Genomic DNA, 23,727 nt, shown 5'->3' with positions numbered 1-23,727 from the left:
TGGACAAATCCTATCTTCTAAAAATGTAGGTGCTGCACTGCTGCAACAAAACATTCAATTTACCGAATTCCGCATATCTCCTAACTTTGCACTTGATAGCACCATTTTAGGTGTTACACGAACGAGCACTTACATTTCAACCGACAGAGGATCGACCTGGGCGCTTGCAGGTAAAGTTGAATGGTAGTGTCAATCCTAAAAATGTTATTTCCAAGTAAATTTTCAGTTAAACCGAAACAGTGTGATTGCAAAGTTTAAGCTAGTGTTGCCTTTTCTAGAGCCGCAAAAGCCACTTGTGTCAAATCTCGACAATCAAGATGACGACTAAGGTTTAATAAATTACCCACGGCGGCATGGTTCTCCAAGAATTGCTGAGCCTGTTCCGTCAATTTGAACCGATACCATGGCTCGTTCACATATTCGAGTTTATTGGTGAGAAAGCTCAGCGTAATTGCTGATGTACTGAGAAGTGATGTGAATCGTTTCAGGGAGAAATCTACGGTGGGTAATATCGTAACCACTCAATTTATCCCAGATTTCCCATTAGGTTTGATTTCTAATGGTTTCCATTAGAAATCAAACCTAATGGGAAATCTGGGTTAAAGGCAAGAATTCCAGCGTTGGATGCGCTATGAAAGCTAACTTGGCAGTACCTTCATGATGCATCCAGGCGGTTGCTTACAATCCTTCTAAATGTTAAATTTACTCTAGATGTATGTACTAATTTGGATGGAGGTAATCTATGAACCCAGTGGTTTTGGGTTGTTCCTTTCATAACTAAAAGGCTGCCATGACCAAGCATAAGCGAAATCGTCTGCTTGTCCTTTTTATGCTTAAATGAAAATTTCCTTACCGCTCCGAAGCTTAAGGAACCAATTGCACCATCTTTCTTTAAATCCTTTTCCTCATCACTGTGCCATGCCATCCCTTCAGAGCCGTCATGATAAAGATTGAGCAAACATGAATTGAATTTCTCACCACTAACCTGTTCGACAATAGCCTTCAAATCAAGTAAATCCTGTGTCCAAGGCAAAGCCCGCCTGGTAATTTTCGAATAGGTATATTTAAACGGCAAATCCGCATACCATGCGGCAAGACGTTTGGTGAAAATGTGTTTGCCCATAATAATCGCCTCATCAGGCTTCCAAGCGATATTTTTCAAAAGCGTCGATAAAAAATTATCCGATTCCTCTAGTGATAAAATCGGCCCGTAATAATTCACCTCACCGTCTTTGGGTAAAAGGTTTTCTGGAGTAACTGGAGCGTGTGTAAATAAATCCATATCCTTATATTCTTCGGTGGGTATTGCCAAATTAACTCTAGCGGGATGACTGAGATACTAAATTTACTGAACTTAAGCTACCGTTATCTTTTTCCAACACGCAAAAACACCTTGTCTCAGATTCCAGTAATGACTAAACAACGGTCAAGATTAAATAGATTGCTCACAGTCGCATGGACGACCAATAATCGTTGTGCCAGTACCATAGACTTGAATCAGCGCATACTACTTTCTCTCAACCAGTCATACTGGGTACTGAATAACATCAGATGGGAATCGATGGCATTTGTATAGAGTCGATGAATTTTTCATTCCTCTATTATCGCTCAGGTACAGTTAACTTAGCGGGGCTCTCGCATACACGCTAAACACAGCAAGATATATTGCAGCATAATTCTATTTCCTATGAATCCCATCGCATCGCCGCCATTAATATCTGGGATACATAATTCAATATGAGACAAAGACAAAAATTAGTTGTCAGTTACCGAAGAGTGGGTTAGTTCCAGTTCTATCAACAATGATAATGAGAATTGTTTGTAGTTAGGCAATTTCTCTTGTAATATGCCAACTGTTCATCAATTATGTGATTTGCATATCGCAGCAGTCGCATTCCTTACGCGATCCGGGTGATTGTAAATTTCAGTTTTGCTCTTCCTTGCGTAGAAATAAGCCCTCACGCACCCTCACCCAGTACATTTGTCTCTCTTACTTTTAAATGTACTGGGTTTCTTTTTTCTGATATCTGCTTTTCAATGCCTAATCTTAGGCAAGAATATTGCGATTCTCCTAAGGTTTTATGCTGCCGAATCACAACATCCACCTGGACTCATCTTGCCTGCGCTTACATCTTTACGTTCAGGTGTTCATGAAGACTACTTACTGTAAACCATAGAATTTCGGATGTAGCAAATTTACCGTTACGATCCACCATATTGCGCGATCTTTTTTCGCGTTTCCCCAAGTCATATTAGTTAAATCTCACAGAATGGTTTCCCGCGATACTTAAAGTAGAAGTGTGAATGTTTTTCGATTTGCGCTTCTAATGCGGCTATTGCATTATATTCATCGAGAAACAGCTCGGCGTGTCTTTTTAGTACGATTCAATCATGCAGTGCGCCGCGTTGCAATGACGCGGTTCCTTCGACTCCGAAAATCTCACATGCCCGGTAATCCGTTGTCGGGGTAAAACGTATCAATGTAGCCAAATGATCCGGAAAAGCGTCTATCAACTGATCTGCTTCTTTCCCTGACTACGAGCGATTCCGTTTCATTTTTACATCGCTATTTGCAAGCTGCACTCAAAATAGCATATTATATATCATCAGCTGAAATAATAGCTTATGTCGCTTGATTAAAGATAAAAATCCCAAAAAGAGCCGTGGTGATTAAATTCCTGAATTTAAAGTAGACTTAGACAGGCTCTTAGGCAAAAAAACTTTTAATTAGGTCTGATTGGGTATCTATGACATCGATTCTCAAGAGCACGCTGACTTGTCAGTTTATGTTCCGTTTCTTACGCTTACTTATACCCTTAATTTTAATTTTGGTCGCTGTGTTATGGTATCTTTATCGTACTCATATGACTGCAACCCTGATGATAATGCAAGTCAGCGAGCAGCAATCGATACAGCTTGCAAGCCAGACTGTCGATGCTGTATTCAGTGTATTACACGGCGACGCATTGTATCTTGCGGAAAATTCGTCACTACAGCAATGGCTGGATACTGGAGATTCTATCTCTCGATCCCATCTAAACGCCGATTTTCTGGCGTTTACCCAAAGTCGGAAATTGTATGATCAAGTTCGTTTCTTGGATGAACACGGACAAGAAGTTGTGCGCGTCAACTTGAATGAGGAGCAATCTGAAGTTGTTACAGAAGGAGAACTCCAGACAGAAAATGATCGTTACTATGTAGAAAATACACTTGCTCTGAATGAAAGAGACGTCTTTATGTCATCATTCGATCTTAATATTGAACGCGGCACCATAGAACATCCAATAAAACCGACGATACGTTTAAGCACACCGGTATTCGACAACAAGGGTCAAAGACGCGGTCTTATCGTGCTTAATTATCGGGGTCAACGTTTGCTCAACCATCTGCGCGTGATCGCAGATAAGAGCCCCGGCAGTCTATGGCTCCTCAACAAAAAAGGCTATTGGCTACTTGGCCCACACCCGAACATGGAATGGGGGTTTATGTATCCGGATCGTCAAGAGATGCGTTTCGATCATGAATATGGAGAAACCATTTGGCTGGCTATGCTGAATGGCCCTCAAATTAGTCACTGGTTGGACGAAAAAGGATTGTTTACCTATGCTCGAATAACGCCGACCACATCTAAGCTAGCGTCGAAAGAACCAGAAAATTTTGTAGGGAACGAACAATGGATAGTTGTTACTTATATTCCGCCTTCAAACATTAATGCAAGCACAATTGGACACGTTCGCAATCTGATCAACGCATTCGTAGTGTTGGCGCCTTTGCTTGCGCTATTGAGTGGAATAATTACCTATCACGACATACGCCGACGGCAAGCTGAAGCGGATGCGCGAAGCAGTGAAGCACGCTATCGCGGACTGCTCGAATCAGCTCCGGACGGCATTGTCATCGCAGATGAAGACGGACACATTACCATGGCTAACGTCCAGGCCGAAAAGTGGTTTGGTTATACTCAAAATGAATTGATCGGACAACCAATAGAAAAATTGATACCCGAGCGATTCCGTGCAACACATCCCTGTCACCGGAAAAATTATCTTGCAAATCCAGTTGCTCGCCCCATGGGGGCTGGCCTTGAATTGCATGGGAGACGCAGCGATGGTAGTGAATTTCCAGTTGAAATCAGCTTAAGTCCGTTGGAAACGAATCAGGGGTTGTTGGTAACAAGCATTATTCGAGATATTACTGCACGCAAGCAAGCTGAAAAAACACAAGAACAGACCAAGTTGCGATACGAAAAACTGGTTAACAATCTGCCTGTGGGCGTATATCGTAACAAACCCAATAAGGAAGGGAAGTTCTTAGAAGTAAATCAGGCCATGGCGGATATTTTTGAAGCAGAATCTATTGAACAATTGCTTGCTCACCCCTTCAGCGAATCGTATTGTAATCCTGTTGATCGAAAAACATTCATTGACACGGTGATATGTCATGGCCATATCCACGATCACGAAGTACTTTTGAAAACATTGCAGGGACGAGAATTTTATGCTTCGCTAACTGCCGTAATGAAGAAAGATATCACCGGAGAGATCTATTTTGACGGCATTCTGCAGGATATTAGCGAACGTAGAGAAGGTAAGCGTAAAATTGAACAACTGAATGAAAATCTGCACACTCGCTCAATGAAGCTGGAGGCAATCAATCAGGAACTCGAAGCGTTCAGTTATTCTGTTTCTCACGATTTGCGTGCACCATTACGGGCCATTGATGGTTTTAGCCGCACATTACTCAACGAATATGCTGATCGTCTAGATGGCAAAGGGCAGGATCGGCTTTCCAGGATACGCGCTGCCGCTCAGCGCATGGCGAATCTCATTGATGACCTGCTCAAGTTGTCGCGGGTTACCCGCACAGAACTCAAATGGAAATCAGTTGATCTTACGCAACTGGCAAGCGAAGTATTAGAGGAATTGCGTCAGGATGAGCCAGAGCGTATGGTGCAGTTCTCAGTGCAGCCTGGAATGATTGCTCATGGCGATGCTCATTTGCTGCGTATAGTTATGGATAATCTACTGAGCAATGCCTGGAAATTTACCAATCGACACTCCGACTCCGAAGCTAGGATTGAAGTGGGCTTTAATCTGGATGACAATTTAACCTATTTCGTACGTGATAACGGTGCTGGTTTCGACATGGCTTATGCGGATAAATTATTCGGAGCTTTTCAACGATTACATGATAACAGCGAGTTTTCTGGTACCGGTATCGGGCTAGCAACTGTGCAACGTATAATCCATAAACATGGTGGGCACATCTGGGCCAACAGTGCTGTCAATCAGGGCGCGGTTTTTTATTTTACATTGAACGAGAGAGAGATAGCAAATGAGTGAAAAGGCGATACTGCTGGTAGAGGACAATCCAGATGATGAATTGCTGACACTGGAGGCGTTGGAGGCAAATCGAATCGGGAATAATGTAATTGTAGCCCGTAACGGAGTTGAAGCACTCGACTTCTTATTTGGGGAAGGCGCTTACGCAGGACGCGATGTTATGGATTGGCCAGCAGTCGTGTTACTGGATTTAAAACTTCCCAAGATTGACGGACTGGAAGTGTTGCGTCGTATTCGGGCTGATGAACGCATCCGGCAGTTGCCGGTGGTCATCCTGACATCGTCCAATGAGGAAGAAGATCGGCTCAAAGGTTATACGCTCGGAGCCAACAGCTATGTACGAAAACCAGTTGATTTCGATCAGTTTGTAAGAGCAGCAGGGCAACTGGGGCTCTACTGGTTATTGCTGAATGAAACGCCGCGTGGCTAACATAAAACAGGAAACGTATTCATGTCGAATACTCAGAATCACGTGACGCCCTTGCGTATATTGCTCATTGAAGATATGGAGGATGATGCGCAATTATTGATTGACCATCTTCAGTCAGAAGGATTGATGCTTGAATGGAAACGGGTTGATACTGAAAGCGATATAAATATGAGGCTACAGGAATCATGGGATATCATTGTCTCGGATTTTTCAATGCCGAGTTTGATCGGGACTCGCGCACTCGAAATCGTTCGTCAGCACGATCCCGATGTTCCTTTTATTTTCGTTTCTGGAACTATCGGTGAAGACACCGCTGTAAAAGCCATGAAAAGCGGCGCACAGGATTATATCATGAAAGAAAATCTGAACCGTCTGCTACCTGCGATTGAACGTGAACTACGTGAAGCACAGGCGCGTCGAGAGCGCCATCAAGCAGAACAGATACTGCGCAAGCTGTCGTTAGTAGTAAAACAGGCAACTGACAGTGTTTTTATTACCGATTCCAAAGGACGTATCGAATATGTCAATCCGGCTTTTGAAAAGCTTACCGGCTATGCGGCTAATGAAATACAAGGACGTACACCTGCTGTTCTCAGTTCTGGCCGGCATGATATTGTTTTTTTTCAAAAGTTATGGCGCATCATTAACTGTGGTGAGATTTTCAAAGGCATATTGATCAATCGCCGCAAAAATGGAGAATTGTTTCATGAAGAGAAAGTGATTACGCCATTGAAAGATGTGCAGGGTCACATTACGCATTTTGTGTCCACAGGTCGAGATATCACTACCCGCATGCAGGTTGAGGAAGCAAATGCCCGACTGATTTCTATTCTGGAGGCGACACCTGATCTAGTTGCTATTTTTGAACAAGAAGGCTGTCTTCGCTATTTGAATCAAACGGGGCGTCGCCTTCTAGGTTTGAATTTCGAAGAAGATATCAGTACGTATTATATGCAGGATCTGGTGCTTAATGACGCATCGCAACGGCACATCTCTCAAGCCCTGTTAGTTGTCCGCGAGTATGGCATCTGGAATGGAGAAACAGTTTTACGGGGTGCTGGAGGAAAAGGATTGCCGGTTTCACAGGTGATACTGGCACACCGGAATACTGCTGGCAGTATTGAGTATCTGTCGACTATCATGAGAGATATCTCTGATCGGAAACATTTTGAGGCTGAACTGTGGCATCAGGCTAATCATGATCGATTGACCGATTTGCCAAACCGTTTTTTTCTTGTTGACCGGTTCACATCAGCGCTGGAGTATGCAAAACGGCAAGGCGAATACGTTGCCTTATTATTCCTGGACTTGGATAATTTCAAGAGAATCAATGATAATCTAGGCCATGCAGCCGGTGACTTCTTGTTGCAACAATTTGCTGAGCGGCTAAAGGGTTGCTTTCGGTCAAATGACACGGTTGCACGTCATGGCGGCGATGAATTCACCATTGTAGCCACTGATATCAAAAACACGGAAGATGTGCTTAGATTGTTACAAAAGCTACATACCGCTTTTGAGCGTCCAATAGTTATTGGATCACAAAACATCTATGTCACTTTCAGTGTCGGTATTGCCTTGTATCCTCACGATGGCGATCAGATAGAAGATCTTTTACATCACGCCGACATTGCCATGTATTGGGCAAAATCAAGCGGACCCAATCAATATCGTTTTTATGCATCCGAAATGAATGCGCGCGGCCATGAATTATTAAAGTTAGAGGGAGATTTGCGCCTGGCTTTAAAACGTGAGGAATTCTTGCTGTATTACCAACCTCAATTAGATTTACGCAGTGGTCGCATTATCGGCATAGAAGGATTGATTCGCTGGCAGCATCCATTGCGCGGATTCGTTTCACCTGTTAATTTTATACCTCTGCTGGAAAATTCAGGCATGATTATTCCTGTCGGCGAATGGGTGCTGCGTCAGGCTTGTAAAGCCCACCGCATTATCCGCGAAGCGGGATTTGATAATTTTCGTGTTTCCATCAATGTTTCTGCCGTCCAGTTTAATGATGAATATTTGTATGAAAAGATAAATCGAACGTTACAAGACGAACAGATGCCCCAACAAGCGCTAGAACTAGAGATTACGGAAAATATTCTCATCAAAGATCCGATGAGTGCCGCCGAAACGCTGAGAGCGATACATGCATTAGGTGTGAGGATCGCGATTGATGATTTTGGGACCGGGTACTCGTCGCTGGCGTACTTAAAGCGTTTACCGCTTAATGTGCTAAAAATCGACCAGACTTTCGTGAGAGATCTGATCAATGATCAAAGCGATGCTGCGATAGCGGAAGCAAGCATCTCACTGGCACATAAACTTGGTCTTGAGGTGATTGCTGAGGGTGTTGAAACCGTGCAACAATTAGAGTTTTTGCGTACTCATGACTGTGACTTGGTGCAGGGATATTATATTAGCAAACCTTTACCCTGGCATGAATTGATGAAATTTTTACAAACAAAATTGCTTCAACATGAATAGAAATCTGTTACAAATAATAACGATGTTAACGTTGTAGTAGCTGAAAATAATTACTGCATAACATGATTTCTGATAGCTATCTCATTTGAATCGGCCTGGCTTTTCCAGATAATTTTTAGTTTGAGTCAGGCTGCATCAACTGACTTCTCCAATAAACGATCGTATCCCGTCAGCACAAGTTGGACAAAATGGGCTAATTGTCTTAGTGAAGATACCAGGTCAGCGTTCTTGTTACCATTTTTCCTCCAGTTAAGACTATTTTCTCTTAACTGAGTTGTCCGAGTCTATTAGACCATGCCAGCCGGGCTAGGCTAGTGTCATGTTCAAATACAAAAGGAGATTTCACTCACTCTGATCCAGAAAAGCACAGTATTCTAACTAAAGACCTTAAATGGATTATTAGGTATAATGAAAAGCCAGTGAATGTACATTTTATTAATTGATTTCAAGAGAGATTGTTATGCTTGCTAAGTTTAAATTTAACGCGATTGCAATAGCATTTTTTGCTTTTTCGTCGACTACTTACGCAGCTGATTATGTCTACCAGACGAGTCAAGATCCATGGGAAAATAAGACAAACGATAGCGCGATGTCAGCAGTATTCGGTGCGACCAACTGGAGTAAGTCCGGGTATAACATCGCTGATTTCAGTGGGGCGAAATTTGTATTTCTTGATGGAAGCGACAACAATGCAAACGAGCTTTCGTCATTTATTGGGGGCAATCAAAGCTTCCTTGAGAACTATGTTGCAGGAGGTGGCCATCTATTTATCAATTCTGCCCCTAACGAAGGAGAAACATTTTCATTAGGATTTGGTGTTACTCTGCATTATGACTCTGCTCAGTCTACTCACAGTTCTGTTGCAACTATCAATACCGCTGGTGTATCAGCTGGGCTCACATACGGCGGTATTGCAACCGAATACACAGGAAGCTTCTTTTCTCATGCAACGGTAACCGGTCCTCTCACAAGTCTAATTGACGGGTCTGCAGGAAGTATATTTAGTGTCATGGATTGGGGTAGCGGATTCGTTGCCTTTGGCGGGCAAACAACAACAAACTTTCACTATCCCGGAGTTGATGCAAGGGGGCTGTTGGCCAACGAGCTGGCATACGTTGCCTCCGTTCCTTTTGTCTCTCCGCTTCCTATTCCTGAACCAGAAATTTATGCCATGTTATTAGCTGGACTGGGGCTGTTGGGTTTCGTAGCGCGACGCAGAAAAGAATCAGCCATTTAAATTAGTTTCAGATTTAAACCAGAATGGAGGTTTAGGCCCCCGGTTATATTAGTTATTTACGCTCATTCCGATACAAATGCTTTAGAAGGTCTTGCAAGCGTATGCGAATTATTATTTTTTATGCTACCGCTAGAAATTTAACAGACCACTGCGACGTTACTGATAAAACAATAGCTTTTCCTCGCAGTATTATTCAACGATCGAGCTAGATCCATTATTAGTTGGGCAATAAGTTAAGACAATACCAAGCTATCTCTCGCACGATCGCTATGCAGCACAGCATGAATATTGCTGCAAAAACTATTTTAGGAATCGCCCTCTTCGACTTTTCTAAACGATTGGTTGCAATATTAAAGAAATAAAGAAATCTTCCGATATTTTTAAATTTGGCAAAAGGTGCTTCAATGAAAATTATAGTCAACGCGGTAGTCATAATAGTAATAGTCGCCTTAAGTGGTTGTTCAGGTATGTCAACACGGGATAGAAACACAGCTTTAGGAGCGGGTGTCGGAGCTGTCGGTGGCGCCGTCCTTACTAATGGTAGCACTCTGGGAACGATTGGAGGTGCAACTGTAGGCGGTGTTATTGGTAACCAGATGGGTAAGGGCAAGCACAAAAAGTAACGATTTCAATCAGTATTCGCAAGGTTGCTTAAAGGATCAAGGTTAAAGGTGTCCGCTTTTCGGAGACTATGTAAGATATAGATAGAGCGCCCGTAGCTCAGTTGGATAGAGTACTTGGCTTCGAACCAAGTGGTCGTGGGTTCGAATCCTGCCGGGCGCGCCATTCTTTCTTAATGCTTTAGAAGAAGTCACACTGAGAATTCCATTTCAAAGTGATGCCCTGGGCAAATTGACTAGGGATGCTAATCTTATTTCATGACGTACATAAAATATCCCACTCTCGATTTCTCAATTTCATCAGTAAAGCATTGATCTGCCCCCTTTGGTTTACGGTGTTTATTTGCGAGAAGTGATTGCACCGGTGATGATTGTTTCAAATAATTGGCAGGTGACTTTATAGGTGCATCCACGCAAGTATTAATTGACACTAAAATTACAAAAGATTTTGTCGATAACATACTTCAATTTTATTCACTGAGGATTTGCTATGCGTTATCAGGGTAAGATAACAAGTTGGAATGACGATCAAGGATTCGGTTTTATTACTAAACATAGTGGTGTTGAGCAGGTGTTTGTTCACATCAATGCATGTACTAATAGAAAGCGGCGCCCTACCGAAAATCAAATTGTGTCCTACGAGTTAAAAACTGATCAAAAGGGTCGCATGCGAGCTGAGAATGTAGCATTCGTGGTTGGCCGCTTGCCTGCCACCTCTTCTACGCAAGACAGAAGGTCTATTTCGCTTGTGTGGGTCATTCTTTTTGTTATTTTGGTGGCAGCCTCGGTGTTTGCTGGAAAGCTACCTACTATCGTTCTAGGTTTTTATCTTAGTGCAAGTATCATGGCATTTGCGGCCTATGCACTGGACAAATCAGCAGCACAGAATAACCATTGGAGAACCCCAGAAAGTACCTTACATCTTCTTGGACTAATAGGCGGTTGGCCTGGAGCATTACTTGCTCAAAGGTTTCTGCGCCATAAGTCAAAGAAACAGTCGTTTCAAATCACTTTCTGGGCAACCGTCATAATTAACTGTGGTGGGCTTATTTGGTTGCATACAGTTGAAGGCTCTGTTGTTCTGCACTCCATTCTCAATGTCAAAGTGTAGTAATAATTTGGCGGAAGATGAAGTCAACACATTTCCAAGGCAGTTAACACTCGATGGAGTTTCTGACTATTAATCCGCAGCTCACACTAAATAGAGAGTCATTTATAAATCATGTCTTTATATCAATGGCTTAGTTATTTTGATCCAAAAATGCTATTTTCTTGGCTTTGGTGACAATTACCTTCAGTATTCCACGAATACTCAACCAGCTACCTCTACGATCTTTACCCAATTGCTGAACTCAATTATGCAGAACTGCTTACAGATTGATTCACAGTATCACTGTGCAAATGGAATTGCCACCCTGGAGTGTGTTGACTGGTTCAACAATCGCCGGTTACTGGAACCGATTGGAAATATTCCACCGGCAGAATTTGAAATGACATATTATCGCCAATTAAAAGGGTCAGTTGATGCAGCCTGACTCAAACAAAAAAGTTTCCAGAAATATCGGGACGATTCGTTATCTAGTGAAACATCAGCTTATTACTTTTAATCTTTTATATTAAGGAAAGTGTTATGGCAGATCCAATTGGTGAATTATTAATTAGAGAACGACTCATATCAGCGGCACAATTAGTTCAGGCAAAGATCAACCAGAAACAGAGTGGTGGAAAATTAGAAGATAGCTTGGTTTCATTAGGCTTTTTAACCCCTGAACAGATAAAGAAAATACTTCATCCGGTTCCGCCTATACCGTTAAAAATCATCAGTACAGGATTAAGTGAGGCGTTTCTTAGCGACCTTTTATTAAAGGCTGTTTATCAAGAAGCGGGGACTTTTACCTTGCGTCAAATTATTAAGAAGCTCTGCCTCCCCTTTAGTGTTATCGATGAGCTCATTGAACTACTTAAGGCCGATCAATTGATTGCTATTCGCTCAGCGACGAGTTATGGACGTGAAAATGTTAATATCTTTGTTTCAATTAGAATTAGAACCTTTTGCGAAATTGATAACTCTCGCTTTTTTGCAAGTGATATGCTGATTAGATCGAAGCTTTTACAGGGAAGACAGTCAATAAATTTTGTCAATACACAACAAATTGAACAAATTGAACAAATTGAACACACAATTTATCAATTTTCTTTATCAGAGTCTGAATATGCTATTACAAGGAACAACTTCAATAAATAAGATACTACTTTTTCCGAATCAATAGGTAGCACTGTTATCTGCCAGCTGGCGATTCATTCAATCTCAGCTACTGTATATAAAGCACTACCACTAAGCACTTCGATATCGTTCGGGATTGCAGGCACTCATTTCATTATTTCTGTATTTAAAAACCTCTCGATCTAATTGGGTATTCAATGCAACTTTTGCAACAAATTAGAAATAAAGTATTAAAACCAATACCTTTAAAATAAAATTATTTTTCTTCTTTTGTTCTCTACGAAATAATTGTTGGATTTTCTCCAGACTCCCTTAATTGTAATCATTTAACGATTTGGTTACAGAGGATTCTAATTGTTGAAAATGCTGCTTAGCGTAAGCAAATAAGCTGAATCGATTTTTGACCCCCAACTTGCTAAAAATAGAAGTTAAATGGTTACGCAAAGTATGTTCACTCATACATAATTTTGCAGCAATTTGCTTGTTTTGTTCTCCACCAGTGCCATCTGAGAATGCTCTAAGAATCATACATTCCTTACGAGTAAGCATTGTAATCTTATCAGTGCTAGTATCGGGAGGCACCTTCCCCCTCATACGTGAGCTTTGGAGAAAAATGCGACCAGTTGTTATTCGATCAAGCCATAACTCTCCCTCATGAATTTTTTCTATAGCTCTGAGCATCGTTTCCATCGATTCTTTTCTGTGCACAATACCTCGTGCGCCGCTTAATACAGCGCGATCAATTACTTCTTTATCTTGTGTATCGGTGAATATCATCACTCGCGCATTCCCTTCACTAGAAAAAAATGGAATATGCTTTACACATTCAACTTCATCCAAGTATATATTTAATATAATAATATCCGGCATTTTATCAACGACAAGTTGTTTGGCATCAGAAATATTTGTGGCTGTGCCAATAACTTCCATTCTTGGATGCTTGCTATTTATTAATTTCTCTAAGCCCCACAGGACAATTTGCTGATCATCAACCAATAAAACCTTGATAGGTTGCTCTGCAGGCAGGTTAACATTATTAGTAATATCAATACCGAGACGTTGACAAAAACAAGACTCAAAATCAGCATATTGCTTCTCTGTATTATATTTATTAATATCACATCCTATCGCAGAAGCAAGCATCGTTGTACGTTGTACAATTGAATCACTAGCATATGCTGTAAAATATATGCAAAGATTCGAATTGTCTGATTGCAAATTCAAGTGTTGTGTAAAATATATTCCATCACAATCATTTAATTCAATGTCAGTAAGAATAAGATGTGGCTTATCTTCATTTATTCTTTCCAAAGCTTCTTGACTTGATGTGCAAATTCCAGTGATATTGTATTCCCATTCTTGAAGTAGATTCTTTAAGGTTTGACCAGAAACATATTTGTCAACGACAACCAGAACTCTGGTAACATCCGGACGTTTATGCGCAATTCTCGCAATTACATGTTCTGCTTTGTTGGCCATTATCTTTACCTTTAGACAGGTTTACTACAAATTATCTTTTAACATACTACCTTTCGGCTTGCTGCAAGAACAATTTAATGAACTTATTGAATTAAGAATAATTAATTATGCTTACGTGAACAAGCTTTATATAAAATTCTTAACCGCAAATGTATATTTATTTATAGAAATATAACATAATATTCTTCAATTACTTATCATGTAAAACTTCATGAATGTGCATAATCAAGTTTATATGCTTAGATATGACTCCATAAAAAAATAATCATTAAAAATTTTCTTTTCTACCTCGTATCAAGTCAGTGTTCTATCCTCTAATAAAGCAGAGTTATATTCGGATTATTTCTAAATAACTTTAAATATTTTTAGAATTATTTAAAGTGAATTGTAAGAATCTCTGCAGAGATTAATGTTAGGCACAAATTCTACCGCAAGATCGCGTTGGTACAATTTCCTCCACCCTACAGTTTATTTTAAGACCAAAAATATCCAAGAATAAAATGGAAAGATCACTTATAATACATTAATTATTATATTATTTATTCACTTCCTATTTACATAGGGATCGTTCATCAACTTAATCGATTCGGTTACAGCCAATAAAATATAATCACGATCAAACTCTCTTATTTCATTTTATATTACATCAAAACTTTAAATTGCTGATTAATTCTTACAAATTTTATGCTTAATTTCATTTCGATATTAACAAAAAATATACAATTTATATGTGACAAAATTCACATAATCAAACCATTCCAGATAATACTTAATGCTTCACTCAAACATTAGAAATTTGTTGCATAAATCACAACTTCACGAAATAGTGTCTCAAAATTGGACACGAATTAACAAACACTTTCTTTTCAGGCTTTAACTGCTTGTGCCACTTCTGAATTTACATCCAAACACCTATCATAATCATTTTTAAGTCTTACTCCGGATTATCAAATGTGCATCGTTATTATCCATATTTCTTCCGATTCCGCCGCCTCCGACTATGTGCGCGTTTTGCTTCTGTCTCAGTAGGAGGAGCTGGTTTTTTATCAGCATAAGGATTATGCCCAACTTTAAAATCAACCCGTAATGGAGTACTCCATAATTTAAATGTTTCCCGAAATGTATTTTCCAGATATCGTCGATATGTTTCTGGCACATGATTCAGCATACTTCCATGCACAATAATCAATGGTGGATTGGATCCGCCTTGATGAGCATAACGCATTTTGGGGCGTGACATACCGCCGCGAGGGGGTGGGTGTTTTTCAACCGCAGCAATCAAAACACGCGTCAGCTTAGGGGTCGACAAATCGGCCATAGCAGCCGCATAAGCTATATCAATCGACGGCAATAAATTATTCACCCCCGTGCCATGCAATGCAGAAATATAGTGCAATTGTGCAAAACTCAGAAAAGCCAATTTGCGATTCAAGTCACTCTTAATAATAGTACGCTGATATTCATCCAAGCCATCCCACTTGTTGACCGCAATCACTAACGCGCGTCCTGTTTCCAGTATAAATCCAGCAATATGCGCATCCTGATCGGAGATCTCATTTCTAGCATCTAAGATCAAAACCACAACATTAGAATCTTCAATAGCTTGAAGTGTTTTAATCACTGAGAATTTTTCAATAGTTTCGTGCACTTGACCACGACGCCGCAATCCAGCTGTGTCAATCAGTGTGTACTGTTTATCTTTGTGCGTAAAATCGATATAAATGCTATCTCGGGTTGTGCCAGGTTGATCAAATGCGATTACTCGCTCCTCTCCAAGCAACGTATTGATAAGTGTAGATTTTCCAACATTTGGACGCCCAACAATGGCAATTTTTGGATATTTATTTAAGGATTCTTCTACGATTTCTGGAAAATCAGTCAATGCTAAATCAGCTAACTCTCCGATATTATCGCCATGCATCGCCGAAATCGCGCAGGGATCACCCAAGCCCAGTTCAAAGAATTCTGCTGTGACAACGGCTGTCGCCATACCTTCGGTTTTATTTACGACCAGTAGAATTTTTTGCCCAGACTTGCGCAACTGCTCGGCAATAATTTTGTCATGCGCGGTTACGCCCTGACGACCGTCGACAATGAACAATACTTTATCCGCTTCGTCAATTGCCTGCATTGTCTGCTTGGCCATAGCATGCAAAATGCCTTCTTTAATAACAGGCTCAAAACCGCCGGTATCCATGACCAAATAAGGCTTTTCTCCCACTCTGCCCGTACCATAGTGCCGGTCTCGCGTCAAACCTGGGATATCTGCAACGATAGCGTCACGAGTACGCGTCAACCGGTTAAACAAAGTAGATTTACCGACATTAGGCCGGCCAACCAAAACAAGTGTGGGTTTCATGAATTTTTGCAGCTATTGTTCACGCAAAGTGACATTAATTAAGAATATCGCCGAATCCTTAGACTCTAGGCAAATTTTGAAAACCTCTAAAAGTTTGTACTATAAGCGTACACGCCACCCTTCGCCGTTTGAACTGCAAATCCGTCCGGCAATGGAGAAGCAGGATTCTGAATCATACTGCCATCGGTAGCAGAGCGGGCGATTAAAACGCCGTCATAGTTTCGCAGCAAATTAACATATCCTTGATCATCTCCAACCACTATATACTGCCCTTTGATAGTGGGCCGTGTTAATCTCTTGCTACCAAGTCTACTTTGTTTCCATACACTGGCCCCACTGAGCAAATCATATGCAGCAACGATGCCTTTATCTTCAGTCACATAAACATAGTCATTATCCATCACCAGTCCCGCGCTGCTAGAAGAGTCACGTGCCCATATTTGGGTGCCATCATTAATCGCAAAGCAAGTAACACGTCCTTGATATGCAGCAGCACAAACCAATCTATTATTAACCACAGGTGCGCTTGTAATATCTGTCATGCGCTCAAGCTCTGTGACACCCCGTGGATGCGAAACAGCTGCTTCCCAACCAATATTGCCATTAAACAAGCTCATCGCCACCATTTTTCCACCAGGGAAGCCCGCAAATACAGCACCATGAGCGAGTGTTATGCCTGCTGTGCTTCGCACCGTCAACGAAGGAGTTGCGCCCTGATAAATCCACTTACGCTTTCCATCAATGGCATCCAGTCCAAATATCCGACCATCGACAGTTCGCACAACCACAATATTATTCTGCGCTTGTGGTGGACTTAGAATTTCACTAGTTGCTGATGCTTGCCATAACATGTGCCCAGATTCGTTATATGCAAGCACTTCCCCTTTAAATGTTCCCACCAGAATAAGCCCGTCTCCGACACCTACTCCAGCCGAAAACTTATGTTTAGTTTTGACCTGCCACAACTCCTTACCGGTTGCCACTTCATATTTTGTAAGCTTTCCGGCCTCATCTGCTACATATAACGCTTCATTTTCATATACAGCATAGAATGAAGCAATTTCATTTTCACTGACTTTACCTTTCCATTTTAATGGAATGCTATCAACCGATTTTAAGGCATCTAGCTCTTCCTTCTCATAAACGACGACGTCATCAGCAACAAACATATCAGACAATTGCGTACTCATTGCTTCAATAATACGCATATCAAATGGATTCATCGTACTACCACAGCCTTGCAACAAAAAAATAGATATTACCCAGAACCCTAATAATCGTCTGAGTTCAGCAAGATTCGATATAACAATAGTTAAAAGATTATTCAGAATTGCCCAGTCCATCCAATTTCATTTGTACAATATTGTAGTAATTATTACCTTTATTAAGCTTATCAATGGCTGCCTGATAGCTTAAACGCGCTTCAGAAATTTTCTGGGCAGCTACCTGAATATCTCCTTTGCGATCCAAATACAATCCAGCAAAAGTTTCACCATGCCCCACATCCAGAAGCCTTAGTGCTTCGTCATATTTTCCTTCATCTAACAAAATTCCTGACATTCTCAATCGTGCCAAATCATGCATCTCGGTTTCTTTTGCATGATCAAGAATCCATTGTAAATTCTGGATCGCACGCTTACTATTCTCGGCATAAACATCAGCTTGAGCAGCAATCAATGCCGCACGTGGAGCATATCCACTGGATGAATATCCTTGCGTAAGCAACTGTGCTGCGTCGTTAATTTTTTCCGAATCATTGCTCGATTGCACCTGTTTTAACAACGTATATAAATCTGCCGCATGCTGTGCTTGCTGCTGTTGATAATACTTCCAGGCTTTCATAGCCCCGAACGTTGTCACCATCACTGTCAGAACGATAGTGATTGCAGTACCATATTTGCTCCACCAAGCTTTAAGTCCATCGACTCTGTCTTGATCTTCATGATTATAAGTTGCCATGGTATTTTCCTGGTTAATTCTGAATTATTATTAATACGAATTGATTATTTCAGTAACACTGTCTAGTTTTACGCTTGCCTGTTCAATCAGTTCACGCAATGGTTTAATGCTTACTTCTTGTGCTTTAAACTCATCATCCCCGATAATCAGTGCATAAAGTGCACCAGATACATCGGCTTTTTTCATCTGTGATTTAATGCTGCCACCACCACAATGCAAAATGACGTCAAGCCCTTCATCGCGGAGAAATTCAGCACACTTCCAAGCATAATTCATAACCTGCTCACTGCCTTGATGCACGATATAAATATCAGGTACAGGCTGCTTGATTTCTCTTCCACACTCTTGCATCAATGCCAGCAGCCGTTCTACTCCCATAGCAAAACCACAAGCTGGAATAGATTTCCCGCCCACCTGCTCAACTAAGCTGTCATAGCGTCCGCCTGCACAAACTGTTCCCTGTGCTCCTAATTTATCGGTGACCCATTCAAATACAGTACGGTTGTAATAATCCAACCCCCTTACTAATCGCAAATTAATCTCAAAATTAATGCCTTGCTCGCGTAATATCCTTTGCAAAGATTCAAAATGATTGCATGATTCAGCATCCAAATCATCAATCAATTTAGGTGCATTCTCAATAACTTGCTGCATTCTCGGATTCTTACTGTCAAGTATGCGCAGTGGATTGGTATACAAGCGCCTTAATCCATCTTCATCCAATTCACTACGATGCTGTTCAAAGTATTTGAGCAATCGCGAGCGATGCAATGCACGTGACTCGACGTTCCCTAATGTACTAATTTCCAGACGCAAACCCGAGATTCCCAATAATTTCCATAAACGGACACACATCACGATTAGTTCAGCATCGATATCGGGTCCCGCATAACCCAACGCTTCTACACCTACCTGATGAAATTGCCGGTAACGTCCTTTTTGTGGACGTTCATGACGGAACATCGGACCGGCATAATATAGTTTCTGCGGTCCTGCATACAAAAGATTGTGCTCAATCACAGCGCGTACGCATGAAACAGTGCCTTCTGGACGCAATGTCAAACTATCATTATTGAGATGATCAACAAAAGTATACATCTCTTTCTCAACAATATCAGTTACTTCACCGATAGAACGAACAAACAAATCGGTTTGTTCAACGATAGGGGTGCGGATATTCCGGTATCCATAAACCGCAAGCCATCGCTGCACCGTTTGTTCAAAATATTCCCAGAGGTAAGATTCGTTTGGGAGGATATCATTCATCCCACGAATTGCTTTAACACCATTAGTCATCAGACAACTTTTCTTGGATACTTTTCACTTACATATTGATCGACAATTGCACGGAATTCGTTAGCAATATTATCGCCTTTTAAGGTTACTGTTTTTTGTCCATCAACAAAGACTGGTGCCACCGGAGTTTCACCAGAACCTGGCAGACTAATACCGATATTAGCGTGCTTACTCTCTCCTGGCCCATTTACCACACAACCCATGACAGCCAGTGTCATATTTTCAACTCCATCATATTGTCCTCGCCATACAATCATCTCGTCACGCACATACGCTTGTATACTTTCGGCTAATTCTTGAAAATAAGTGCTAGTTGTGCGCCCGCATCCTGGGCAAGCTGCTACTAATGGAACAAACGCACGCAACCCCATGGTTTGTAGAATTTCCTGGGCAACAATCACCTCGCGAGAACGGCTTCCTCCTGGCTCCGGAGTTAATGAAATCCGAATAGTGTCGCCAATGCCTTCCTGTAACAGAATAGCCAAAGCCGCTGTAGACGCCACAATGCCTTTAGAGCCCATACCAGCCTCAGTCAATCCTAAATGTAACGCATAGTCGCAGCGTGCAGCCAAATCTCGATATACCATAATCAAATCCTGCACACCACTTACTTTACAAGACAATACAATCTTATTGCGATTAAGCCCAATTTCTTCTGCTTTTGCTGCACTTTCTAAAGCTGATGCAATCAGTGCTTCTCGCATTACATACTTAGCATCTTGTGGATTACTAGAAGCCGCATTTTCATCCATAATACGCGCCAACATTTCGGGATCAAGACTCCCCCAGTTCACCCCGATGCGCACAGGTTTATCATATTTACAAGCTGTTTCAATCAAGGTAGCAAATTGTTCGTCACGTTTCTTGCCATGGCCAACATTTCCGGGATTGATACGAAATTTTGCCAAAGCTTTTGCACATTCGGGATAACTAGTAAGCAGTTTATGGCCATTGAAATGAAAATCACCTACCAAAGGCACATGACATCCCATCTCATCCAAACGCGCGCGAATTCCCGCTACCGCTTTTGCAGCTTCCATTGAATTGACAGTAATCCGAACCAATTCAGAACCAGCTCGTGCTAGCTGTGCAACTTGTTCTACAGTAGCGACCTCATCAACCGTATCGGTATTAGTCATTGATTGCACAACGACCGGCGCACCACCACCCAGCATTATAGAACCAACCCGAACACCCACACTGGATCGGCGATTTATCGAAAAATTATTCTCAGACATAATTAGTTGTATTAAGATCTAAAGGTTGTAAACAAGCTTATTCGAGCGTAAAACGCGCAGTTCCGTCTTGCTTTTTATAGGAAGATATATCAATTTTCTTGTCATTATATGTGAGAATAACCCCTGATGTATTACCTATAACAATCGATAGCGGTCTTTTGCCTACGATAATTTGCTCACTACCACCCTTCAAAAGTTTTTCAATCAAAGAAACACCTTTAGCATCTACTACTTTCACCCATGAATCTGCACTCAATTTAAAATATAAATTCCCTGAATCTTTGGAGATTGCATTCTTCATATCAGAAGATTGCGCAATAAGTTTCGCATCTGCTGGAAAATCTTCAGTTTTTACTTCTAGCTCAGCTGCGGTATTAGACTGATTATTAACCTCATTGTTATTTTTCGGTGTTATTATTGGCAAGTTAGCTGTAGATGTCGACATCGGCAATTGAATTTCCATGGATGCTGTGCCAGATTCTGAATGAACTGCACTGCTCATCGAGTCGGTATCAGAATTCCTGTTCCATCCACTATTTTCAAAAACAAAATATGCGCCCAAGACAATGAGAACCAAAATAACTATAATCACTAATGAGTTATTGCCAGAACTTTCTCGACTCGAAGAAAATGATAGTTGCTTATTTTTAAACGGCGTACGTTCATATGTTGATATTATTCGAGTAGATTCTGGAAGCAATTGCAGCAACGGCATTGGATCCAGTTGCACCAGATTGGCATAGTTGCGGATAAATCCACGTAAAAATGTTGTTCCCGGCAATTTCTCAAAATTCTCGTTTTCGATTGCTTCAATCTGCTGTACTGAAAGTCGCAATTGCCGTGAAACATCCTCAACGCTCATATTTCTCATAATTCTTGCCTTGCGCAGCAAATGTCCAACACTTTGCACAATGCCCATCGAATCAATATCATTCAATTCATTCTGAGTTTTTATATGTTCATGGCCATAAACAACAAAGCTATCTTGGGGATCACCTGTTTCGATATGCTCATGCTGATGTATGTTTAAATTAGATGCAATAGAATCGAGTTTGCCGTGCTCAGATAATTTATTCTTTGCTAGTGCTTTTAAATCCTGAATAGCGGGTTCAATATTCTCAACAATTTTATTTACATGGTTTTTATTCTCTTCATTATTATTCGTCATTTGATCCTTCCTTCTCGAATCGCCGCGGCCTCTTTGGATTCAGGAAAATGCTTCTGCAATTGAAAATTATAACTGTCAACAGCTAATTGATTACCCAAGGCTCGCTCAATTTTTATTGCCATCAATAAACTCTCAGCTGTAGATGTATTATTTTGCAGAAACTGTGAAAGTTTAGATTTTGCATCCGTTAAATTTCCTCGCTGAAAATCAATATCAATTAATCCGATTATCGCAGGCGAATAACTGGATTTAATCGATAATGCGTTTTGAAAAAATAACTGTGCTTCAGTATATTTTTGACGTTTGGTTTCACAGACCCCAGCATTGGTGAAAGACATTTCAGGCGTTGGATAGAGTGGATCTTTAGCAGCCACCATAAAGTGACTGATGGCATCATCCATGCGCTGAGGAAAGCGCTGACACAAGAACCACCCGTAATTATTATGAATTTCAGAGTTTCTCGGTGCCATTCGAATAGCTCGTTCAAAATTTTCCAGAGCTTTGCCGTCTTCATTTAAATTCATATTAATAAGTCCTAACACACTATATGCAGGCGCATAATTTGATTGTGCTTTTAACGCCTCATTAACCTCCTCAATTGCAACTTCTAATTGTCCCCGATAATAATATTCAGCTGCTAACTCGGTATGGATTCTCGCACTTTGAAATGCGCGATCTGCCCTATCTTGAACCGGCATTCCATTCTCTGCATGTTGCTGTACACAACTGCTCAGTCCTGTAAAAGATAACAATAAAAGAAATCGTGACAAATGATTTTTCACTGGATTGTATCTATTTTCAATCGAGTCAAGCGACGTGTTTTATCTTTAACCTGACCGGCAAGCTGACCACAAGCAGCTGCTATATCGTCACCACGTGTTTTTCTGACAGTAGTGACAACTCCTGCCTGAATTAACACATCACAAAATACCCTTATAGCTTCAGTTGATGAACGCTTAAACCCGGAATCTGAAAAAGAATTAAACGGAATCAGATTAAACTTACAGGGAACATCCTGTACTAATTTTACAAGCTCGCGCGCATGGACCACACTGTCATTTACACCATTAAGCATGACATACTCAAAGGTGATAAAATCTCTGGGTGCAGCCGGAAGATACCGTTGGCACGCGGCCAACAACTCTTTAATCGGATATTTTTTATTGATTGGCACCAGTTGATCACGCAATGCATCATTCGGAGCATGCAAAGATACGGCCAATGCAACTGGACAATGCTCGCGCAACCGGTCAATAGCTGGCACTAACCCTGAAGTACTCACCGTTACACGACGCCGAGAAAGACCATAAGCATGATCATCCAGCATTAAATTTAATGCAGTTACAACATTTTCAAAATTGGCTAGTGGCTCACCCATACCCATCATAACAACGTTAGTAACCGCTTTTTTTGTATGCGGCATAATATCATTGCCAGCATGGGTTTGAAGCAACTTATTTGCGATCCATAACTGCCCAATAATCTCAGCAACTGTTAAATTTCGATTAAACCCTTGTTTCCCCGTCGAACAAAAGGTACAAGCCAATGCGCAGCCAACCTGACTTGAAACGCACAAAGTGCCACGGCTCGTTTCGGGAATGAAAACAGTCTCTATGCTATTCCCCGCATCAACCGATAACAACCACTTACGCGTTCCATCGATTGCCTCATGATCAGAGATTATCGATGGCAATTCTATAATTGCCTGTGTAGCCAACTTCTCGCGCAAACTTTTTGCCAGATCACTCATTAAATCAAAATCAGCTATGCCAAACTGATGAATCCAGCGCAATAATTGCTTCGCACGAAAAGGTTTTTCGCCTATTCCAATGCAATAATCAACTAAGCCTTTACCATCGTAATTCAGCAGATTAATAGTCACGATTTA

20 protein-coding genes, 1 tRNA gene and 1 pseudogene are annotated in these 23,727 nt (G+C 41.1%); 10 read left to right on the top strand and 12 right to left on the bottom strand.

Annotated features, from left to right (window positions below; translation table 11 throughout):
- A partial coding sequence (locus tag C7H79_RS17915) for a hypothetical protein (protein WP_172592389.1) occupies window positions 1-187 on the top strand: 187 nt, incomplete at its 5' end.
- A 67-nt stretch (window positions 188-254) separates the two neighbouring features.
- Here the strand turns inward: C7H79_RS17915 and C7H79_RS08735 are convergent.
- The 3 genes from C7H79_RS08735 to C7H79_RS19220 form a co-directional block, all read right to left on the bottom strand.
- Window positions 255-521 carry a hypothetical protein gene (locus tag C7H79_RS08735; protein ID WP_106706899.1) on the bottom strand — a complete coding sequence of 89 codons (267 nt, stop codon included), beginning with the start codon at window positions 519-521 and terminating at the stop codon, window positions 255-257.
- A 134-nt stretch (window positions 522-655) separates the two neighbouring features.
- Window positions 656-1,312 carry an alpha-ketoglutarate-dependent dioxygenase AlkB family protein gene (locus C7H79_RS08730; protein ID WP_242447218.1) on the bottom strand — a complete coding sequence of 219 codons (657 nt, stop codon included), beginning with the start codon at window positions 1,310-1,312 and terminating at the stop codon, window positions 656-658.
- Between the two features lie 1,073 nt (window positions 1,313-2,385).
- Window positions 2,386-2,514 (bottom strand): hypothetical protein, encoded by a 129-nt coding sequence (locus C7H79_RS19220; protein WP_258577629.1) that lies wholly within the window; start codon window positions 2,512-2,514, stop codon window positions 2,386-2,388.
- A gap of 365 nt (window positions 2,515-2,879) precedes the next feature.
- On the opposite strand from C7H79_RS19220, the gene C7H79_RS08725 reads away from it, so the two are divergent.
- The 9 genes and pseudogenes from C7H79_RS08725 to C7H79_RS08685 all read left to right on the top strand — a co-directional run bounded on the left by C7H79_RS08725 (window position 2,880) and on the right by C7H79_RS08685 (window position 12,361).
- Window positions 2,880-5,342 (top strand): sensor histidine kinase, encoded by a 2,463-nt coding sequence (locus tag C7H79_RS08725; RefSeq protein WP_197714614.1) that lies wholly within the window; start codon window positions 2,880-2,882, stop codon window positions 5,340-5,342.
- Window positions 5,335-5,772, top strand: a complete 438-nt coding sequence (locus tag C7H79_RS08720) for a response regulator (protein ID WP_106706897.1) — start codon at window positions 5,335-5,337, stop codon at window positions 5,770-5,772. The genes C7H79_RS08725 and C7H79_RS08720 overlap by 8 nt, the downstream gene beginning before the upstream one ends.
- A gap of 21 nt (window positions 5,773-5,793) precedes the next feature.
- Window positions 5,794-8,259, top strand: a complete 2,466-nt coding sequence (locus C7H79_RS08715; RefSeq protein ID WP_106706896.1) for an EAL domain-containing protein — start codon at window positions 5,794-5,796, stop codon at window positions 8,257-8,259.
- 460 nt (window positions 8,260-8,719) lie between these two features.
- The gene (locus tag C7H79_RS18860; protein WP_242447217.1) at window positions 8,720-9,496 is read left to right on the top strand and encodes a PEP-CTERM sorting domain-containing protein; all 777 of its coding nucleotides are present in this window, start codon (window positions 8,720-8,722) and stop codon (window positions 9,494-9,496) included.
- Window positions 9,497-9,900: 404 nt separating this feature from the next.
- Window positions 9,901-10,119 carry an osmotically-inducible lipoprotein OsmB gene (locus C7H79_RS08705; RefSeq protein WP_106706895.1) on the top strand — a complete coding sequence of 73 codons (219 nt, stop codon included), beginning with the start codon at window positions 9,901-9,903 and terminating at the stop codon, window positions 10,117-10,119.
- An 86-nt stretch (window positions 10,120-10,205) separates the two neighbouring features.
- A tRNA-Arg gene (locus C7H79_RS08700) sits at window positions 10,206-10,282 on the top strand.
- 324 nt (window positions 10,283-10,606) lie between these two features.
- Window positions 10,607-11,227, top strand: coding sequence for a DUF1294 domain-containing protein (locus C7H79_RS08695; RefSeq protein WP_106706894.1), 621 nt, complete (start codon window positions 10,607-10,609; stop codon window positions 11,225-11,227).
- A gap of 298 nt (window positions 11,228-11,525) precedes the next feature.
- Window positions 11,526-11,651, top strand: a pseudogene (locus C7H79_RS08690) (IS3 family transposase); the annotation flags it as partial.
- 95 nt (window positions 11,652-11,746) lie between these two features.
- Entirely contained in the window at window positions 11,747-12,361 is a 615-nt protein-coding gene (locus C7H79_RS08685; RefSeq protein ID WP_106706893.1) for a cyclic di-GMP-binding domain-containing protein, MshE-related, read from the top strand.
- Between the two features lie 291 nt (window positions 12,362-12,652).
- Here the strand turns inward: C7H79_RS08685 and C7H79_RS08680 are convergent, their stop codons facing one another.
- From C7H79_RS08680 to rlmN, 9 genes are all read right to left on the bottom strand, one after another.
- A complete protein-coding gene (locus C7H79_RS08680; RefSeq protein WP_106706892.1) occupies window positions 12,653-13,819 on the bottom strand; it encodes a response regulator transcription factor in 1,167 nt (388 codons plus the stop codon).
- 964 nt (window positions 13,820-14,783) lie between these two features.
- Window positions 14,784-16,178 carry a ribosome biogenesis GTPase Der gene (gene der / locus C7H79_RS08675; protein ID WP_106706891.1) on the bottom strand — a complete coding sequence of 465 codons (1,395 nt, stop codon included), beginning with the start codon at window positions 16,176-16,178 and terminating at the stop codon, window positions 14,784-14,786.
- Window positions 16,179-16,264: 86 nt separating this feature from the next.
- Window positions 16,265-17,521: an outer membrane protein assembly factor BamB gene (gene bamB / locus C7H79_RS08670; protein ID WP_106706890.1), complete on the bottom strand. Its 1,257-nt coding sequence runs from the start codon at window positions 17,519-17,521 to the stop codon at window positions 16,265-16,267.
- Window positions 17,499-18,137 carry a YfgM family protein gene (locus C7H79_RS08665; protein ID WP_106706889.1) on the bottom strand — a complete coding sequence of 213 codons (639 nt, stop codon included), beginning with the start codon at window positions 18,135-18,137 and terminating at the stop codon, window positions 17,499-17,501. The genes bamB and C7H79_RS08665 overlap by 23 nt, the downstream gene beginning before the upstream one ends.
- A 30-nt stretch (window positions 18,138-18,167) precedes the next feature.
- A complete protein-coding gene (gene hisS / locus C7H79_RS08660; protein ID WP_106706888.1) occupies window positions 18,168-19,433 on the bottom strand; it encodes a histidine--tRNA ligase in 1,266 nt (421 codons plus the stop codon).
- Window positions 19,433-20,671 (bottom strand): flavodoxin-dependent (E)-4-hydroxy-3-methylbut-2-enyl-diphosphate synthase, encoded by a 1,239-nt coding sequence (gene ispG / locus C7H79_RS08655; protein ID WP_106706887.1) that lies wholly within the window; start codon window positions 20,669-20,671, stop codon window positions 19,433-19,435. The genes hisS and ispG overlap by 1 nt, the downstream gene beginning before the upstream one ends.
- Window positions 20,672-20,708: 37 nt before the next feature.
- Window positions 20,709-21,839, bottom strand: a complete 1,131-nt coding sequence (locus C7H79_RS08650) for a helix-turn-helix domain-containing protein (RefSeq protein WP_106706886.1) — start codon at window positions 21,837-21,839, stop codon at window positions 20,709-20,711.
- Entirely contained in the window at window positions 21,836-22,621 is a 786-nt protein-coding gene (gene pilW / locus C7H79_RS08645; RefSeq protein ID WP_106706885.1) for a type IV pilus biogenesis/stability protein PilW, read from the bottom strand. The genes C7H79_RS08650 and pilW overlap by 4 nt, the downstream gene beginning before the upstream one ends.
- Entirely contained in the window at window positions 22,618-23,721 is a 1,104-nt protein-coding gene (rlmN, locus tag C7H79_RS08640) for a dual-specificity RNA methyltransferase RlmN (RefSeq protein ID WP_106706884.1), read from the bottom strand. Before rlmN ends, pilW begins: the two co-directional genes overlap by 4 nt.
- Window positions 23,722-23,727: the final 6 nt, after the last annotated feature.

This window comes from Nitrosomonas supralitoralis, assembly GCF_003011925.2.
GTDB classification, from domain to species: domain Bacteria; phylum Pseudomonadota; class Gammaproteobacteria; order Burkholderiales; family Nitrosomonadaceae; genus Nitrosomonas; species Nitrosomonas supralitoralis.
The sequence above is the reverse complement of the archived record's forward strand: the minus strand, read 5'-3'. Positions and strand labels throughout refer to the sequence as shown.